Below are 13,996 nucleotides of genomic sequence, written 5' to 3' on the forward strand. Positions count from 1 at the left end.
GGGCGCCCGGCCTCCGCCGAGGCCGGGCGCCTTTGCCGTTCAGGCCAGTTGGGCGCTCTGGAGCGTCGTGTACGCGCCGCCGCGGCGCAGGAGTTCCGTGTGGGAGCCGATCTCCTCGATGCCGCCGTCCCGCATGACCACGATGCGGTCCGCGTTGCGGATCGTGGAGAGGCGGTGTGCGACCACGAACGTGGTACGGCCGGTGACCAGGCGGGTCAGGGCCTGTTGGACCAGGGCCTCGGAGTGGGTGTCCAGGGCCGAGGTGGCCTCGTCCAGGATCAGCACGCGGGGGTTGCGGATCAGGGCGCGGGCGATGGCCAGGCGCTGGCGCTGGCCGCCGGAGAGGCGGGCGCCGTTCTCGCCGACGACCGTGTCGAGTCCGTTCGGGAGGCGGTCCACGAACTCCAGGGCGTTGGCGTCGCGCAGGGCCCCCCGGACCGTTTCGTCGTCGGCGCTGTCCATGCCGTAGGCGACGTTCTCCCGGACGGTGCCCTCGAAGAGGATCGACTCCTGCGGCACGACGGACACGAAGTGACGGTAACTGCGCAGATCAAGTGTGTTCATGTCCGTTCCGTCCAGGAGCAGTTGGCCCGAGGTGGGACGGATGAAGCCGATGATGAGATTCAGCACGGTGGACTTGCCCGCGCCGGAGGCGCCGACCAGGGCGACCGTCTCGCCGGGGGACACCGAGAGCGTGAAGTCGCGCACCGCCGGCCGGCCGCCCTCCTCGTAGACGTAGCCGACGTTCCGGAACTCCACCGCGCCCCGCACGTCGGACACCTCGGCCTTGCCCGCGTTCTGTTCAAGCTCGGGGGCCTGGAGCACCTCCCCAATGGAACGGACCGATTCAAGTCCCTTGGTGATGACGGGGGTCAGCCCCATCAGGGTGCTGGTCGAATTGGTCAGCGTGGTGAGGAACGCGCTCAGCATCACCACGTCGCCGGGCGTGATGGGCCACACCTCGAAGTAGGCGATCAGCGCCGCGCCGGTGAGGAAGCTGACGCCGAGAGCGTTCAGGAACACCCAGGTCAGGGACGCGAACCGGCCGTTGAGCAGATCCAGGCGCTGCCCCGAGTCGAGCACCCGCCGCAGGGTGGCGTCCATCCGGCGCAGCGCGTCGCGCTCCAGGCCGTGGGCGCGAGTGATGGAGATGAGCCGCGTCATCTCGCTGACCCGCGAGGAGAGATGCTCCACCTCCTGGCGGAAGATCTCGTTGTGCCGCCGCAGCCTGCTGCGCAGCCGGACCACCAGCAGGGCGGCGACCGGGACCACGAGGAAGAAGACGGGCAGGAACTGCGGGGTCCGTATCGTGATGATGACCAGCCCGCCGATCAGCACGGTGGCCGCGCCGAGGCCGGTCTCCGAGGTCTGCTGCACCATCTGCTCCACGGTCTCCACGTCGCGGACGACCTTGGTCTGGAGCACACCCGCGCTCACCCGCGAGTGGTAGCCGATGGAAAGCTGCTGCATGCGCGTGCACAGCGCGGAACGCAGCGCGGTGCCGGTGCGGCGCACACTGCCGTACATGAGCCGCACCCACAGCAGGTGCAGCGGCGGGTTGATCAGGAGGATCACCATGATGAGCCCGGCGCTGCTCCACAGCCGGGCCAGCGGCAGGTGCAGCACCACGGTGTCCACGATGGCGGCGGTGACCAGCGGCAGCAGCCAGATCGGGCTGTGCTTGACGGTGAAGACCACGAACGCGGCGAGCAGCCGCCAGCGGTCGGCGCGAAAGAGGTAGGCGAGGGTGCGGACGGGATGTTCGCCGCTGTAGCGGTGGTCGAGTGGGCCTTCCGGCGACGCCACGGCTGGGACCTTTCATCTGGCAGGGGAGCACATTGAACGCGGGCCGGTGGTCCGGCCCCTGCTCCTCTTCCCCCTGCCGTGCGCCGCCCAAAGCAGCACAAAGACGTGATCTCCGGCCGGTTCAGCCCCCTTCCCGCCAGCCCAGCTTGATCAGCATGTTCTTCGCCTCCTCGGCCACCTCCGGGTCGGCCACCACGTCGTAACGGGCCGCGACGATCTGGCTGCGCGAGGAGAAGTCGCGGGTCCCGCGCGTGAAGGCGTGGCCGGCGAAGCCGAAGACGGCGCCGAACACCGCGCCGTAGACGATGCCGCTGAGGATCAGCACCACCACGGCGTTGCCCTCGCCGGCGAACACCGACAGCAGCAGGCCGATCAGCAGCCCGAACCACGCGCCGGTGCCGGCCCCCATCGCGGCGGCCCGGCCCCGGGTCAGCCGGCCCAGGACGGTCTCCACCATGCGCAGGTCCGAGCCGATGATGGCGGTGTGCTCCACCGGGAACTCGTTGTCGGACAGGAAGTCGACCGCGCGCTGGGCCTGCGGGTAATTGGGATACGTCCCGACGACCGGGCGGTCGGCCCGCACCCCGGGTGGTTTCTGGGTCATCGCAGGGCTCCCTTCCTCCTGCCCCCAGCGTGGCCCCGGCCCGCCGCCCCCGCAACGCGAGGCGTCGCCGGTGCGCCCTCCCCGTGGGGCGCACCGGCGCGCGTGTCACAGGACCTGGCCGCTCCACAGCGGGGTGTCCATGCTGCCGAACCACGTGCCGGAGATCTCCACGTCCCGGCCGTATGTGTCGAGGTCCAGGCTCCAGGCGTGGAGCACCTCCTGCGTCTGGCCGGGCGCCAGGGTGCCCTCCGGGAGGCCGGTGCCGTCAATGCCGACCGTGGTGCCGGAGCCGCCGGCCGGGGACTCGGCCATGAGGCGGAGCTGGGAGAGGTCGGCCGGCACGTCACCGTTGTTGACGATCGTCACCTCCGCGGTGAACGGGGTCTCCCCGTCCGGAACGAGGTCGGCGGGCCCGGGGTTGGGGTACTCGACCGGCTGCGACACGGTCACGGTGAGGCCGTCGTCCCACGCGTAGGACTCGTCGAAGTGCAGGGTGGTCGAGGTCGGGCCCCCGGGCTCCTCGCTCATGTCGAGGCTGCCGCCGTCGCTCCCCAGGTCGTCCAGATCGTCCAGGTCATCGAGGTCGTCGTCGTCGAAATCGGAGTGGCCCCCGCTGGAGCTCGAACCCCCGCTGCTGGAACGCCCCCTGCGGCCACTGCCGTCGCCGCACGCGCTGAGCGTGACGGCTATCACGACGGACATGGCGATGGTGGCGATGACGCGACGGTTCCGCACGCCCGTCTCCCCCTCGGTCGGTGGTCGCCGGGCGTCTCCCGGCGGCCTGTGCGAGGAGGATGCCCCGTCGGCCGCCGCGTTGGGAAAGTGACCGGCGAGTTCGTGACATGTCCGTGACGCCTCGGCCACGGAAGGGACCAACTGGTCGCGTGAACAGGTCATTTCACGACCCTTCACCGAACCGTCGCCCCGCCCGTCAGCGCGGCGGCCGGGCGCCCGGCGCCGGCCCGAGGCGGGCCGCCACCTCTCCTCGGTCTTGACCTTGAGGCCGGCGCGGCGGCGGTCTTCCTCATGGCCAACTCCTACGCGACCGGCTCGGTGCTGACGCTGGACGGCGGCCAGTCGCTGGCCTGAGCGAGGAGGGAACGACCGGGACCTTGACTGTTTCGTGGTCGGGAGTTAGCAACTTATTGAACAGGAAACGACCATGAAACGAACGCGAGGAGCCCGGTCATGGCCGAACGCCCCCGGTTTCTGCATGGCCTCCTCCGCGGTCTCCTGTCCCTCGGAGTCATGGCCATCGGGTACGCCCCGCGCGAGTGGTGGGACAAGCCGGGCGAGGAATGGTGGGAGCGCCCCGACTTGCCGCAACCGGCTGCCGGGACGGAATCACGGGCCGGGGCGGAATCACCGGCCCTCACGTTCCGGCGCGTGCCGGCCGTCCACCAGGAGTTCGTGCCCTCCTGGCACCCGGAACGCTGACGTTCACGCCACCAGGCGGGCGGCCAGATCGGCGGCCGGGCCGGTCGGCGGTCCGGAATGGATCAGTTCAACCCGGTGGACCAGCCGGGGCGCGGCCAGCGGCACGGCCCGCACGCCCGGTGCCGTCTCCGCCGTCGCGTGCGGCAGCACGGCCAGCCCATGGCCGGCCGCGACCAGGGCGAGCAGCCCGGCGGGGTCGGCGCCCGCGTAGCCGACCGCCGGGCGGAAGCCGTCGGCGGCGGCCGCCGCGCGCAGCCGGGCCAGCGGCACGGCCGCGGCGGGGGCGTCCAGCCAGCGGGCATCCGAGAGGTCGTGCAGCCGCAGCCCGGTGCGGGCTGACAGCGGGTGGTGCGCGGGGAGCGCGACGGCGAGAGGCAGTTCGGCCACGGCACGGGCCGTCAGCGGTGACACGTCCGGCAGATGCAGCGGATCGGTCGGCGCCACCGCGCCGTCGATCAGCCCGAGGTCCAGCTCGCCGGTGGCCACCAGCGCGGACACCGTCTCGCCCGGCAGCACGCGCAGCGTCACCTCGGCGCCCGGGTGCTGCCGGTGGGTCTGTGCCAGCGCGCCCGCCAGCGAGGGCGACTGCGCGAGCGCCGAGACGCCGACGGCGAGCCGGGCGCGCGGCGCCGCCACCAGCCGGGCGATATCCGCGCGGGCCGCCTCGACGCGCAGCAGCAGCGGACCGGCGTGCTCCAGCAGCCGCGCGCCGGCCGGCGTCGGGACGACCGGGCGGCGGCCGAGCAGCGGCGCGCGCAGATCCGCCTCCAGCGCGGCTATCTGCTGCGAGACCGCCGACTGCGTATAGCCCAACTCGCGGGCGGCGGCCGAGAACGAGCCATGGCGGGCGACGGTCACGAACGTGCGCAGCAGATGAGGGTCCACGCGCCCAGTATCAGCGACGATAAGGAACGCTGATACACCGGCCGTAAATCATCGTTGGCGCTGATGCCCGCGCGTCCCGCACCATGCCGTCATGACCTCCGCACACATCCCCCGGCTCGCCGTCGTCGGCGACCGCTCCCCCGCCGTCCGCTCCCACCTCCGCATCCCGGGCCTGCTGCACGCCCTCGCCGAGCACGAGGGGCTGCCGCTCGACACGTACTGGATACCGACCGGCGACGCCGAGCGCCCCGGCGCCCTGGACGGCTTCGACGCCATCTGGCTGGTGCCGGGCAGCCCCTACGCCAGCGAGGCGGGCGCACTCGCCGCGGTGCGCACGGCGCGCGAGCGGGGTGTGCCGTTTCTGGGCACCTGTGCCGGCTTCCAGCACGCGCTTATCGAATACGCGCGCGCCGTCTGCGGTTTGACGACCGCCGGGCACGTCGAGAACGAGCCGGGCACGACCGAGCCGCTGATCACGCCGGTGGCCTGCTCGCTGGTCGGCCACGAGGGCGAGGTCCGCATCGAGCCCGGCTCCCTGGCCGAGCGGGTCTTCGGCGCGGAGCGGTCCGTCGAGCGCTACCACTGCGAGTTCGAGCTGAACCCGGACTATCTGCCGGTGCTGCGCGCGCAGGGGCTGGCGTTCACCGGGGCCGACACGGCGGGCGCGGTGCGCGTGGCCGAGCTGCCGGGGCACCCGTTCTTCCTGGCCACGCTCTTCCAGCCGGAGCTGGCGGGCGACGGCAGCCGCCCCCACCCGGTGATCACCGCCCTGGCGCGCGCGGCGGCCGGCCACCCGGCCGCCGCGGCGGCGACACCGGCGACGCGCTGACCCCTCACTCCGCGCCCGGCCGCTGAAGCGGGCGCAGGTCCGGCAGGGGCGGCGGCGGGGGCCCGTCGCTCGCGTGCACCACCCCGAGGCGCTGCGTCGCGCGGGTCAGGGCGACATAGAGGTCGTTCAGCCCGCGCGGCGACGCGGACTCGATGCCGCCGGGATCCACGACGATCACCACGTCGAACTCAAGTCCCTTGGCCCGCCGCACACCCAGCACGTCCACGCGATCCGGCAGGCCCGCCGACCGGCCGGCCAGCGCGGGCAGCAGCTCCTCGGGCGCGATCACGGCGACCCGGCCCTCGGGCGTGCGCGCGCACTCCCGGGCGGCCAACTCGACCGCCTCGGCGGCCAGTCGGCCGCGCGGGACCGCGTGCCGCCAGGGCTCCACCGAGGTGGCGCGGACCGCGCGCGGCGCCCGCCGGGCCGGGTCGATGCGCCGCAGCACACCCGCCGCGACGGCGGCGATCTCGGCCGGCAGCCGGTAGTTGACCGACAGCTCCGCCTGCCGCCAGCGGTCGCCGACGTGCGGGGCCAGCACCCGCCCCCAGGAGGAGGCCGCGCCGCCGGGGTCGCCGGTCTGCGCGATGTCGCCGACGATGGTCATCGAACGGGCGGGGCAGCGCCGCATCAGCAGCCGCCAGGCCATCGCGGTCAGCTCCTGCGCCTCGTCCACCACGATGTGCCCGAACGCCCAGGTGCGGTCGGCCGCGGCGCGTTCGGCCGGGGTGCGGTGGTCCGCCTCGGCGTGCCGCTCGGCCAGCTCCTCGGCGTCGACCAGGTCGAACGCGGAGAGCCGCTCGGCCTCGTCGCCGTCGTCGAAGTCGGTCGCGCGGGAGCCATAGGCGATGTCCAACGCCTCCTGCGCGAAGGCCAGTTGTTCCTCCCGCTCGGCCTGCCGCGCCGCCTCGGCGGAACGGGCCGCGCGCTCGTCGGCGCCCAGCAGCTCGGCGGCCTCGTCCAGCAGCGGAACGTCCGCCGGTGACCAGCCGGAGTGGTGCGCCGGGCGCAGCAGCAGCGCGCGTTCGGCGGCGGTGAACGCGGGCGCGGCGGCGGCCAGCCGTTCCGGCGAGGCGAACAGGTCGGTGAGCAGCCGCTGCGGCGTGAGCGGCGGCCACAGCGCGGCCACCGCCGAGGCCACCTCGGGGGCGGTCGCCAACTCCCCCCGGATCGTCTCCAGGTCGGCATCGGTCAACAGGCTGCTGCCGTCGATCACATCCGTGCCGAACCGGTCGGCAACACGGCGGGCCAGGGCGTCGACGATCAACCCATGGAACACCTCGGCGGCCTGGTTGTGCGGCAGCCCGGTCTCCCGGGCCAGGTCCCGGGCCCGGCGGCAGGCGGCGGCGTCCAGCCGCGGCAAAGCGCCCTCGTGCTCGATCTCCAGGCCCTCCTCCGGCACCCGCTGCCGGTCGCGCACGGCCGCCGCCACCACCTCGGCCATCGCCGCCCGCCCCTTGAGCTCGGCGGTCGCGGGCGGCTCGGTCACCATCGCCCGGACGCCGGGGTAGAGCTCGCCGACGGTGGCGAGCAGCACGCCCGTCTCGCCGAGCGACGGCAGCACCTCGCCGATGTACCGCAGGAACGCGGGGTTGGGGCCGACGATCAACACCACGCTACGGGACAGCCGTTCACGCTGGGTGTACAGAAGGTAGGCCGCGCGGTGCAGGGCCACCGCCGTCTTCCCGGTACCCGGCGCGCCCTGGACCACCAGGACGCCGGTGCCCGGGGAGCGGATGATGTCGTCCTGCTCGCGCTGGATGGTGGCCACGATGTCGCTCATGCGCCCGGTCCTGGCGGCGTTGACGGCGGCGAGCAGGGCGGTGTCCCCGGCCGGCTCGGCCGTGGCGCCGAACTCCTCGTCCACCACCCCGGTCACCGTCCGGCCCGAGGTCCTGATGTGGCGGCGGAGTTGGACGTTGTCCGGGGAATGCGCGGTGGCGACATAGAACGGACGCGCCGCCGGCGCCCGCCAGTCGATGAGCAACGGCTCGAACTCGCCCGTGTGGTCGAGAATTCCGATGCGGCCGATATAACGGCGCTCGTCGCCGCGCAGGTCGAGGCGGCCGAAGCACAGCCCGTTCTCCACGGAGTCGAGCCGGGCCGTGCGCGCCGCCAACTCGGCGGCGGCCACGTCCCGTTCGGCCAGGCCCTGATGGCCGAGACCGGTGGTGGCCAGCACCTGGTCGAGCCGCTGCCGGGCCTCGGTGCGCAGCTCGTCGAGCCGTCCGTAAAGCCGGGAAATGTATTCCTGTTCGCCCCTCGCTCCGCCTGTTGACACGCGACTCCCCTATTCGCTAAGATGACTTCTGCGGGTCAGATTCTGCTACCCGAATTTTGGTCTCCAAACGACGGAGAATAGCGCGGAGTTCACCTCGTCGCAATTGCGCGGCGGGGTTTTTTCATGTGCGCCCGCGCGCCGCCCCGGCCTAGGCTCGGGGCATGACCACCCCCCTTCCGCCGGCCGTCGACTCGATGACACTGCTCGTGGCCGCCGTCGTCGTCCACGACCCCGACACCGACCGCGTCGTACTCCTCCGGCGCGGCCCCCGCGCCAAGTTCGGGCGCGGGCTGTGGGACCTGCCCGTCGGCAAGAGCGACCCCGGCGAGCCGATCACCGCCACCGCCGTGCGCGAACTCAAGGAGGAGACCGGGCTGATCGCCGACCCGGCCGACCTGCGGCTGATCCACGTTGTGCACGCCGCGCACGGCGTCGAGTCCCCCAACGGCTTTCTCACCGTCGTCTTCCTCACCGAGCGCTGGCGCGGCACCCTGCTCAACGCCGAGCCGGAGAAGCACTCCGAGGTGACCTGGGTGAGCACCGGCGACCTGCCGCGCGAGATCGTCTTCTCCGCGGACCAGGTCATCCGGCGCTGCCTGAAGGGCGAAACCGGCATCACGCTGCACGGCTGGCCCTGACGCGGACAGCGGCACCACGTTCCCCGCGGGGGCAGTACCATCGGCGATCATGGCGCCGCCCTCGTGCGCAACGCCGAAGAAAAACCAAGGAATTGACGCTTCCGCAGTGGCCACAGAACGCACCGAATGCATTACGATGAGTAATACAGCCGAGGTGGTCAGGACGCCGGCCGCGGCCGGGGCCAGGCGACAGGGCGCCATGGATCGCGGTAGCGTCGCAGGGCGGCCGGGGCACCTCAGCGGTGCCCGGGAGCGCTCAAACAGTGTGAGTCTCTGTGGAGGTGAGGGTGTCCCCAATCCCAGGTGAGCCCGGATCGCAGGACTTCGTGGAAGTCCGGCTGCCGGCGGCGGGTGCCTATCTGTCCGTGCTGCGTACGGCCACGGCCGGTCTCGCGGCCCGGCTGGACTTCACCCTCGACGAGATCGAGGATCTCCGCATCGCGGTGGACGAGGCATGCGCGATCCTGCTCCAGCAGGCCATCCCCGGCAGCGTGCTCGACTGCGTCTTCACCCTGGTCGGGGACGCGCTGCGCGTGACGGTCTCCGCGCCCACCACCGAGGGCCACGCGCCCGAGCGGGACACCTTCGCCTGGACGGTACTGACCGCGCTCGCGGGCGAGGTGGAATCGACCGTCGCCGAGGACAAGACGGTCAGCATCAGCCTGCACAAGAAGCGCGGCGCCGCCCCCGGAGCGCCGTGACCGGCGCACAGGGGCCGCCGGCACGGGACGAGGGGGCCGAGGTGAACGAGGTGGAACAGGCGGCGAGATCCGGCCAACAGCCGGTCGGCGCCGCGGCAATCCCTGAGCAGCTTGAGCCCGGACAACTGGAGCCCGAGCGGCCGGAGTCCGGGCATCCGGAGCACGAGCGGGCGGAGCCGGTCCGGCCCGCGCCGCGGCGGACGCTGCCCGACGCGCACGACCGAGGCGCGGCACGCGATCTCTTCGTCGAACTGCGCAAGCTGCCCGAGGGATCGCCCGAGCGCGCGGAGCTGCGCAACAGCCTGGTCCGGATGCACCTGCCGCTGGTGGAGCATCTGGCCCGCCGCTTCCGCAATCGCGGCGAGCCGCTGGACGACCTCACCCAGGTCGCCACCATCGGCCTGATCAAGTCGGTGGACCGCTTCGACCCGGAGCGCGGCGTGGAGTTCTCCACCTATGCCACGCCCACCGTGGTCGGCGAGATCAAGCGGCACTTCCGGGACAAGGGCTGGGCGGTGCGGGTGCCGCGGCGCCTCCAGGAGCTGCGGCTGTCGCTGAGTCAGGCGACGGCGGAGCTGTCCCAGCAGCACGGCCGCGCGCCGACCGTGCACGAGCTGGCGCAGCGCCTCAGCATCTCCGAGGAGGACGTGCTGGAGGGGCTCGAATCGGCGAACGCCTACAGCACCCTCTCGCTCGACGTCCCGGACACCGACGACGAGTCGCCGGCCGTGGCCGACACCCTGGGCGCCGAGGACGACGCCCTGGAGGGCGTGGAGTACCGGGAGTCGCTCAAGCCGCTGCTGGAGGAGCTGCCCCCGCGCGAGAAGAAGATCCTGCTGCTGCGCTTCTTCGGGAACATGACCCAGTCCCAGATCGCGCAGGAGGTCGGGATCTCGCAGATGCACGTGTCCCGGCTGCTGGCCCGCACCCTGGCCCAGTTGCGCGAGAAGCTGCTCGTCGAGGAGTAGACCGGCCGGGCCTTGTGGGAACGGCGTGGGGTCAGGCCGCCTGGCGCGGGCCCACGCCGAGCGCCCGGGTCGCGGTCGGGTTCATCAGACAGCCGAGGGCGGCGAGCGCGCTCGCCCCCAGGCCCACCGCCGCCACCGGCCAGAGCCCGCCGCTGCCCAGCAGCGTCCAGGTGACGGGGATCGCGAGAAGCTGGGTCAGCACGGCCGGCCCCCGGCTCCAGCGGCGCAGCCGCCACAGCCCGTGGCCCGCGGCCAGCGGCAGCACGGCCAGCGCCAGCACGGTCACAGCCCCGGTCACCGCCTGGGTCATGTCGTCCGGCTCCCCGGTCGCGGCCAGCACCAGCATGACGGCGCCGAGCGCGGCGAGCGCGACCCCCTGGAGCCCGCAGAGCAGGGCGGCGACGGTCACCGTGCGCGGCCGTGCCGTGACGGTCCGCCCGCTCTCCTCGGCGCTGTTCTCGCTCACCCCGCAAGCGTATAGCCCACCGCCGGCGCCCCCACCGCCCTGGCCTGGGTACTCTGCCTGTCATGCGCGCACTCCTCGTGGTCAACCCGGTCGCCACCACCACCAGTGCGCGGACCCGTGACGTTCTCACCCACGCGCTGGCCAGCGACCTCGAGCTGGAGGTCGCCGCGACCGAGTACCGGGGGCACGCGCGCAGGCTCGCCCAGCAGGCCGCGGAGCAGGGCTCGACGGACGTGGTGATCGCACTCGGCGGCGACGGCACGGTCAACGAGGTGGTGAACGGCCTGCTGCACGACGGGCCCGACACCGGCCATCTGCCCCGGCTGGCCGTCGTGCCCGGCGGCTCGACGAACGTGTTCGCCCGCGCGCTCGGCCTGCCCAACGACGCGGTCGAGGCGACCGGGGCGCTGCTGGATGCGCTGCACGCCAAGTCCGAGCGGGCCGTGGGGCTCGGCCTGGCCGAGGGCACCCCGGGCACCGCGGACGCCGAAGTGCCGCGCCGCTGGTTCACGTTCAACGCCGGCTACGGCTTCGACGCGGGCGTGGTGGGCCGGGTGGAGTCCCAGCGGGAGCGGGGGAAGCGTTCGACGCACGCGCTGTATGTGCGGCAGGCCCTGCGGCAGTTCTTCGGCGACCGGCAGCGGACACGGGGATCGATCACGCTGCGCCGGGAGGGCCAGGAGCCCGTCGAGGGGCTGGTGCTGTCGATAGTCTGCAACACCGCGCCATGGACCTTCCTGGGCAACCGGCCGATGTACGCGGCGCCCCGCGCCTCCTTCGACACCGGCCTCGACCTGCTGGGACTCACCCGGCTCTCGTCCGCCGCGGTGACCCGGTACGCGACCCAGTTGCTGCGCTCCTCGCCCGAGCGCGGGCTCACCGGCAAGCATGTCGTGTCCCTGCACGACGAAGCCCACTTCACCTTGCAATCGCAGGTGCCACTGCCGTTTCAGCTTGATGGTGACCACCTGGGGCTGCGTACGAGCGTCAGCTTCACAGGCGTACGCCGTGCACTGCGTGTGATTGTGTGAGCGGAACCCCGCAAACTCCTTCCACTCGAACGTTTAGTGCAGGCTCCACCCGAGGGAAGTAGGGCTGTGAGCTAGCCGACACCAAGGATTCAAAAAAAACTTTCCGGAAGGGGTTGTATCCGCAGCCCAGGTTTGCGAACCTCTACATGGCGATCGGGACGGCCGAGCCCTCGGCCCCCTTGAGAGCCCGAATCCTCTCCCCCATCCTGCGGGATCCGCAGCGAAGCTCCTCTCCTCGGAAGACGCTGAGCAACGGCTCGACTTTGTGGGGGGATTCGTGAAAGCGTTCACATTCACAAGCAATGTAACTGCAACGTGCAGGAGATGGAGCAGACATGGACTGGCGTCACAGCGCCGTTTGCCGCGAGGAAGACCCTGAGCTCTTCTTCCCCATCGGCAACACCGGTCCTGCGCTGCTGCAGATCGAGGAAGCCAAGGCCGTCTGCCGCCGCTGCCCCGTCATGGAGCAGTGCTTGCAGTGGGCTCTGGAGTCCGGCCAGGACTCCGGTGTCTGGGGCGGGATGAGCGAGGACGAGCGCCGCGCCATGAAGCGCCGCGCCGCTCGCAACCGGGCGCGCAAGGCCAGCGCCTGAGTCCACGGGACGCGCCCTAGTCCCGCCACCCGCCACTCGCTGCCCCGAGCCGCAGCACGCGCAGCACCACAAGAGGTGCCCACCGCGCAAGCGTTGAGCCCCGACCCGCGAAGTGCACGTCACCACCGCGGGTCGGGGCTCACTGCGTTGCGCTCCGGGGCCGACGGCGGTCAGCGCTTGGGGTCGCGCTGGTCGAGCGGCAGGTCGAGCACCACGCGGGTGCCGCCGCCGGTGGCGCCGACCATGTCGAACCGGCCGCCCAACTCGCCCTCCACCAGGGTGCGGACGATCTGGAGGCCGAGGTTCCCGTCGCTGTGCGGGTCGAACGACTCGGGCAGGCCACGGCCGTTGTCCTGGACCGTGACCAGCAGGCGGCCGGCTTCCCGGGCGGCGGCGTCGGTGCGGGTCGCGCCCACCTCGATCGCGCCGCGCTCGCCGGGCGGGAAGGCGTGCTCCAGCGCGTTCTGCAGGATCTCGGTGAGGACCATCGACAGCGGGGTGGCGGTCTCGGCGTCGAGGATGCCGAACCGGCCGGTGCGGCGGCCCGTCACCCGGCCGTCCGGGGACAGTTCGGCGACCATGGCGATCACGCGGTCGGCGATCTCGTCGAACTCGACGCGCTCGTCCAGGTTCTGCGAGAGGGTCTCGTGCACGATCGCGATGGAACCCACCCGGCGCACGGCCTCGTCCAGCGCGGCCCGGGCGCTGCTGTCACCGGTCGCGCCGATACGGCGGGCCTGGAGCCGCAGCAGGGCTGCGACGGTCTGAAGGTTGTTCTTCACCCGGTGGTGGATCTCTCGGATGGTGGCGTCCTTGGTGATCAACTCTCGCTCGCGGCGGCGCAGTTCGGTCACATCGCGGAGCAGTATCAGGGAACCGATGCGCTCGCCCTTGGGCTTGAGGGGGATCGCGCGGAGCTGGATGACGCAGTCGTTGCCCTCGATCTCGGCCTCGCGCGGGGCCCAGCCGCTGGCCAGCTTGACCAGGGACTCGTCCACGGGGCCGCGGGTGGGCGCCAGCTCGGCGGTGGTCGGGCCGAGCGGCAGGCCCACCAGGTCGGCCGCCAGCCCGAGCCGGTGGTAGGCGGAGAGGGCGTTGGGGCTGGCGTACTGGACGACGCCGTCGGCGTCCAGCCGGATGAAGCCGTCGCCGACGCGGGGCGCGCGGTCCATGCCGACCTGCTGGCCGGGGAACGGGAACGCGCCGCCGGCGATCATCTGCGCGAGGTCGGAGGCGCTCTGGAGGTAGGTGAGCTCCAGGCGGCTGGGGGTGCGCACGGTGAGCAGGTTGGTGTTGCGGGCGATGACGCCCAGCACGCGGCCCTCGCGGCGGACCGGGATGGACTCCACGCGCACCGGCACCTCCTCGCGCCACTCGGGGTCGCCCTCGCGCACGATCCGGCCCTCGTCGAGGGCAACGTCGAGCAGCGGGCGCCGGCCGCGCGGGACGAGGTGGCCGACCATGTCGTCCTGGTAGGAGGTGGGGCCGGTGTTGGGCCGCATCTGGGCCACCGAGACATAGCGTGTGCCGTCACTGGTGGGCAGCCACAGGACCAGGTCCGCGAAGGAGAGGTCGGACAGGAGCTGCCACTCGGAAACCAGCAGGTGGAGCCACTCGAGGTCGCGTTCCCCGAGGTCGGTGTGCTGGCGGACGAGGTCGTTCATGGATGGCACACTGGCGAGCTTACCGGCGCGCGCGAAGCGGTCCGTTGCGATCGAGATGCGATCAAGAAGCGATGACATGGACGGGGTGGGGCG

General features: G+C 72.3%; 14 protein-coding genes. 7 read left to right on the plus strand and 7 right to left on the minus strand.

The annotated features are described in order from the left end of the window. Positions 1 to 39: 39 nt before the first annotated feature. From RM590_RS03190 to RM590_RS03200, 3 genes are all read right to left on the minus strand, one after another. On the minus strand, positions 40 to 1,806 hold the full coding sequence (locus RM590_RS03190; protein ID WP_311702768.1) for an ABC transporter ATP-binding protein: 1,767 nt from the start codon (positions 1,804 to 1,806) through the stop codon (positions 40 to 42). Between the two features lie 121 nt (positions 1,807 to 1,927). Further along, on the minus strand, positions 1,928 to 2,410 hold the full coding sequence (locus tag RM590_RS03195) for a general stress protein (protein WP_311702769.1): 483 nt from the start codon (positions 2,408 to 2,410) through the stop codon (positions 1,928 to 1,930). Positions 2,411 to 2,515: 105 nt separating this feature from the next. After that, complete coding sequence (locus RM590_RS03200; RefSeq protein WP_311702770.1) at positions 2,516 to 3,145, minus strand: hypothetical protein; 630 nt, start codon at positions 3,143 to 3,145, stop codon at positions 2,516 to 2,518. Positions 3,146 to 3,598: 453 nt separating this feature from the next. Here RM590_RS03200 and RM590_RS03205 point away from each other — a divergent pair, with 453 nt between their 5' ends. After that, the gene (locus tag RM590_RS03205; protein WP_311702771.1) at positions 3,599 to 3,847 is read left to right on the plus strand and encodes a hypothetical protein; all 249 of its coding nucleotides are present in this window, start codon (positions 3,599 to 3,601) and stop codon (positions 3,845 to 3,847) included. Positions 3,848 to 3,850: 3 nt separating this feature from the next. On the opposite strand, the gene RM590_RS03210 is transcribed toward RM590_RS03205, so the two are convergent. Continuing rightward, entirely contained in the window at positions 3,851 to 4,732 is an 882-nt protein-coding gene (locus RM590_RS03210; RefSeq protein ID WP_311702772.1) for a LysR family transcriptional regulator, read from the minus strand. 91 nt (positions 4,733 to 4,823) lie between these two features. Between RM590_RS03210 and RM590_RS03215 the strand changes: the two genes are divergently transcribed. Further along, entirely contained in the window at positions 4,824 to 5,561 is a 738-nt protein-coding gene (locus tag RM590_RS03215; protein WP_311702773.1) for a CTP synthase C-terminal region-related (seleno)protein, read from the plus strand. 4 nt (positions 5,562 to 5,565) lie between these two features. On the opposite strand, the gene RM590_RS03220 is transcribed toward RM590_RS03215, so the two are convergent. Beyond that, entirely contained in the window at positions 5,566 to 7,842 is a 2,277-nt protein-coding gene (locus tag RM590_RS03220; protein WP_311702774.1) for a HelD family protein, read from the minus strand. A gap of 161 nt (positions 7,843 to 8,003) precedes the next feature. Between RM590_RS03220 and RM590_RS03225 the strand changes: the two genes are divergently transcribed. The 3 genes from RM590_RS03225 (at position 8,004) to RM590_RS03235 (ending at position 10,149) form a co-directional block, all read left to right on the plus strand. After that, positions 8,004 to 8,480, plus strand: a complete 477-nt coding sequence (locus RM590_RS03225) for an NUDIX domain-containing protein (RefSeq protein ID WP_311702775.1) — start codon at positions 8,004 to 8,006, stop codon at positions 8,478 to 8,480. A 287-nt stretch (positions 8,481 to 8,767) separates the two neighbouring features. Beyond that, positions 8,768 to 9,181 (plus strand): ATP-binding protein, encoded by a 414-nt coding sequence (locus RM590_RS03230; protein WP_311702776.1) that lies wholly within the window; start codon positions 8,768 to 8,770, stop codon positions 9,179 to 9,181. Further along, complete coding sequence (locus RM590_RS03235; RefSeq protein WP_311702841.1) at positions 9,106 to 10,149, plus strand: RNA polymerase sigma factor SigF; 1,044 nt, start codon at positions 9,106 to 9,108, stop codon at positions 10,147 to 10,149. The genes RM590_RS03230 and RM590_RS03235 overlap by 76 nt, the downstream gene beginning before the upstream one ends. A 31-nt stretch (positions 10,150 to 10,180) precedes the next feature. Here RM590_RS03235 and RM590_RS03240 read toward each other — a convergent pair whose 3' ends face one another. Continuing rightward, positions 10,181 to 10,615 (minus strand): hypothetical protein, encoded by a 435-nt coding sequence (locus tag RM590_RS03240; RefSeq protein WP_311702777.1) that lies wholly within the window; start codon positions 10,613 to 10,615, stop codon positions 10,181 to 10,183. A 62-nt stretch (positions 10,616 to 10,677) separates the two neighbouring features. Between RM590_RS03240 and RM590_RS03245 the strand changes: the two genes are divergently transcribed. Further along, positions 10,678 to 11,646: a diacylglycerol/lipid kinase family protein gene (locus RM590_RS03245; RefSeq protein ID WP_311702778.1), complete on the plus strand. Its 969-nt coding sequence runs from the start codon at positions 10,678 to 10,680 to the stop codon at positions 11,644 to 11,646. 335 nt (positions 11,647 to 11,981) lie between these two features. Continuing rightward, positions 11,982 to 12,239, plus strand: a complete 258-nt coding sequence (locus tag RM590_RS03250; RefSeq protein WP_059012246.1) for a WhiB family transcriptional regulator — start codon at positions 11,982 to 11,984, stop codon at positions 12,237 to 12,239. A gap of 170 nt (positions 12,240 to 12,409) precedes the next feature. Here RM590_RS03250 and RM590_RS03255 read toward each other — a convergent pair whose 3' ends face one another. Then, positions 12,410 to 13,903 (minus strand): sensor histidine kinase, encoded by a 1,494-nt coding sequence (locus tag RM590_RS03255; protein WP_311702779.1) that lies wholly within the window; start codon positions 13,901 to 13,903, stop codon positions 12,410 to 12,412. Positions 13,904 to 13,996: the final 93 nt, after the last annotated feature.

The organism is Streptomyces litchfieldiae (assembly GCF_031845365.1).
Taxonomy (GTDB): Bacteria; Actinomycetota; Actinomycetes; order Streptomycetales; family Streptomycetaceae; genus Streptomyces; species Streptomyces litchfieldiae.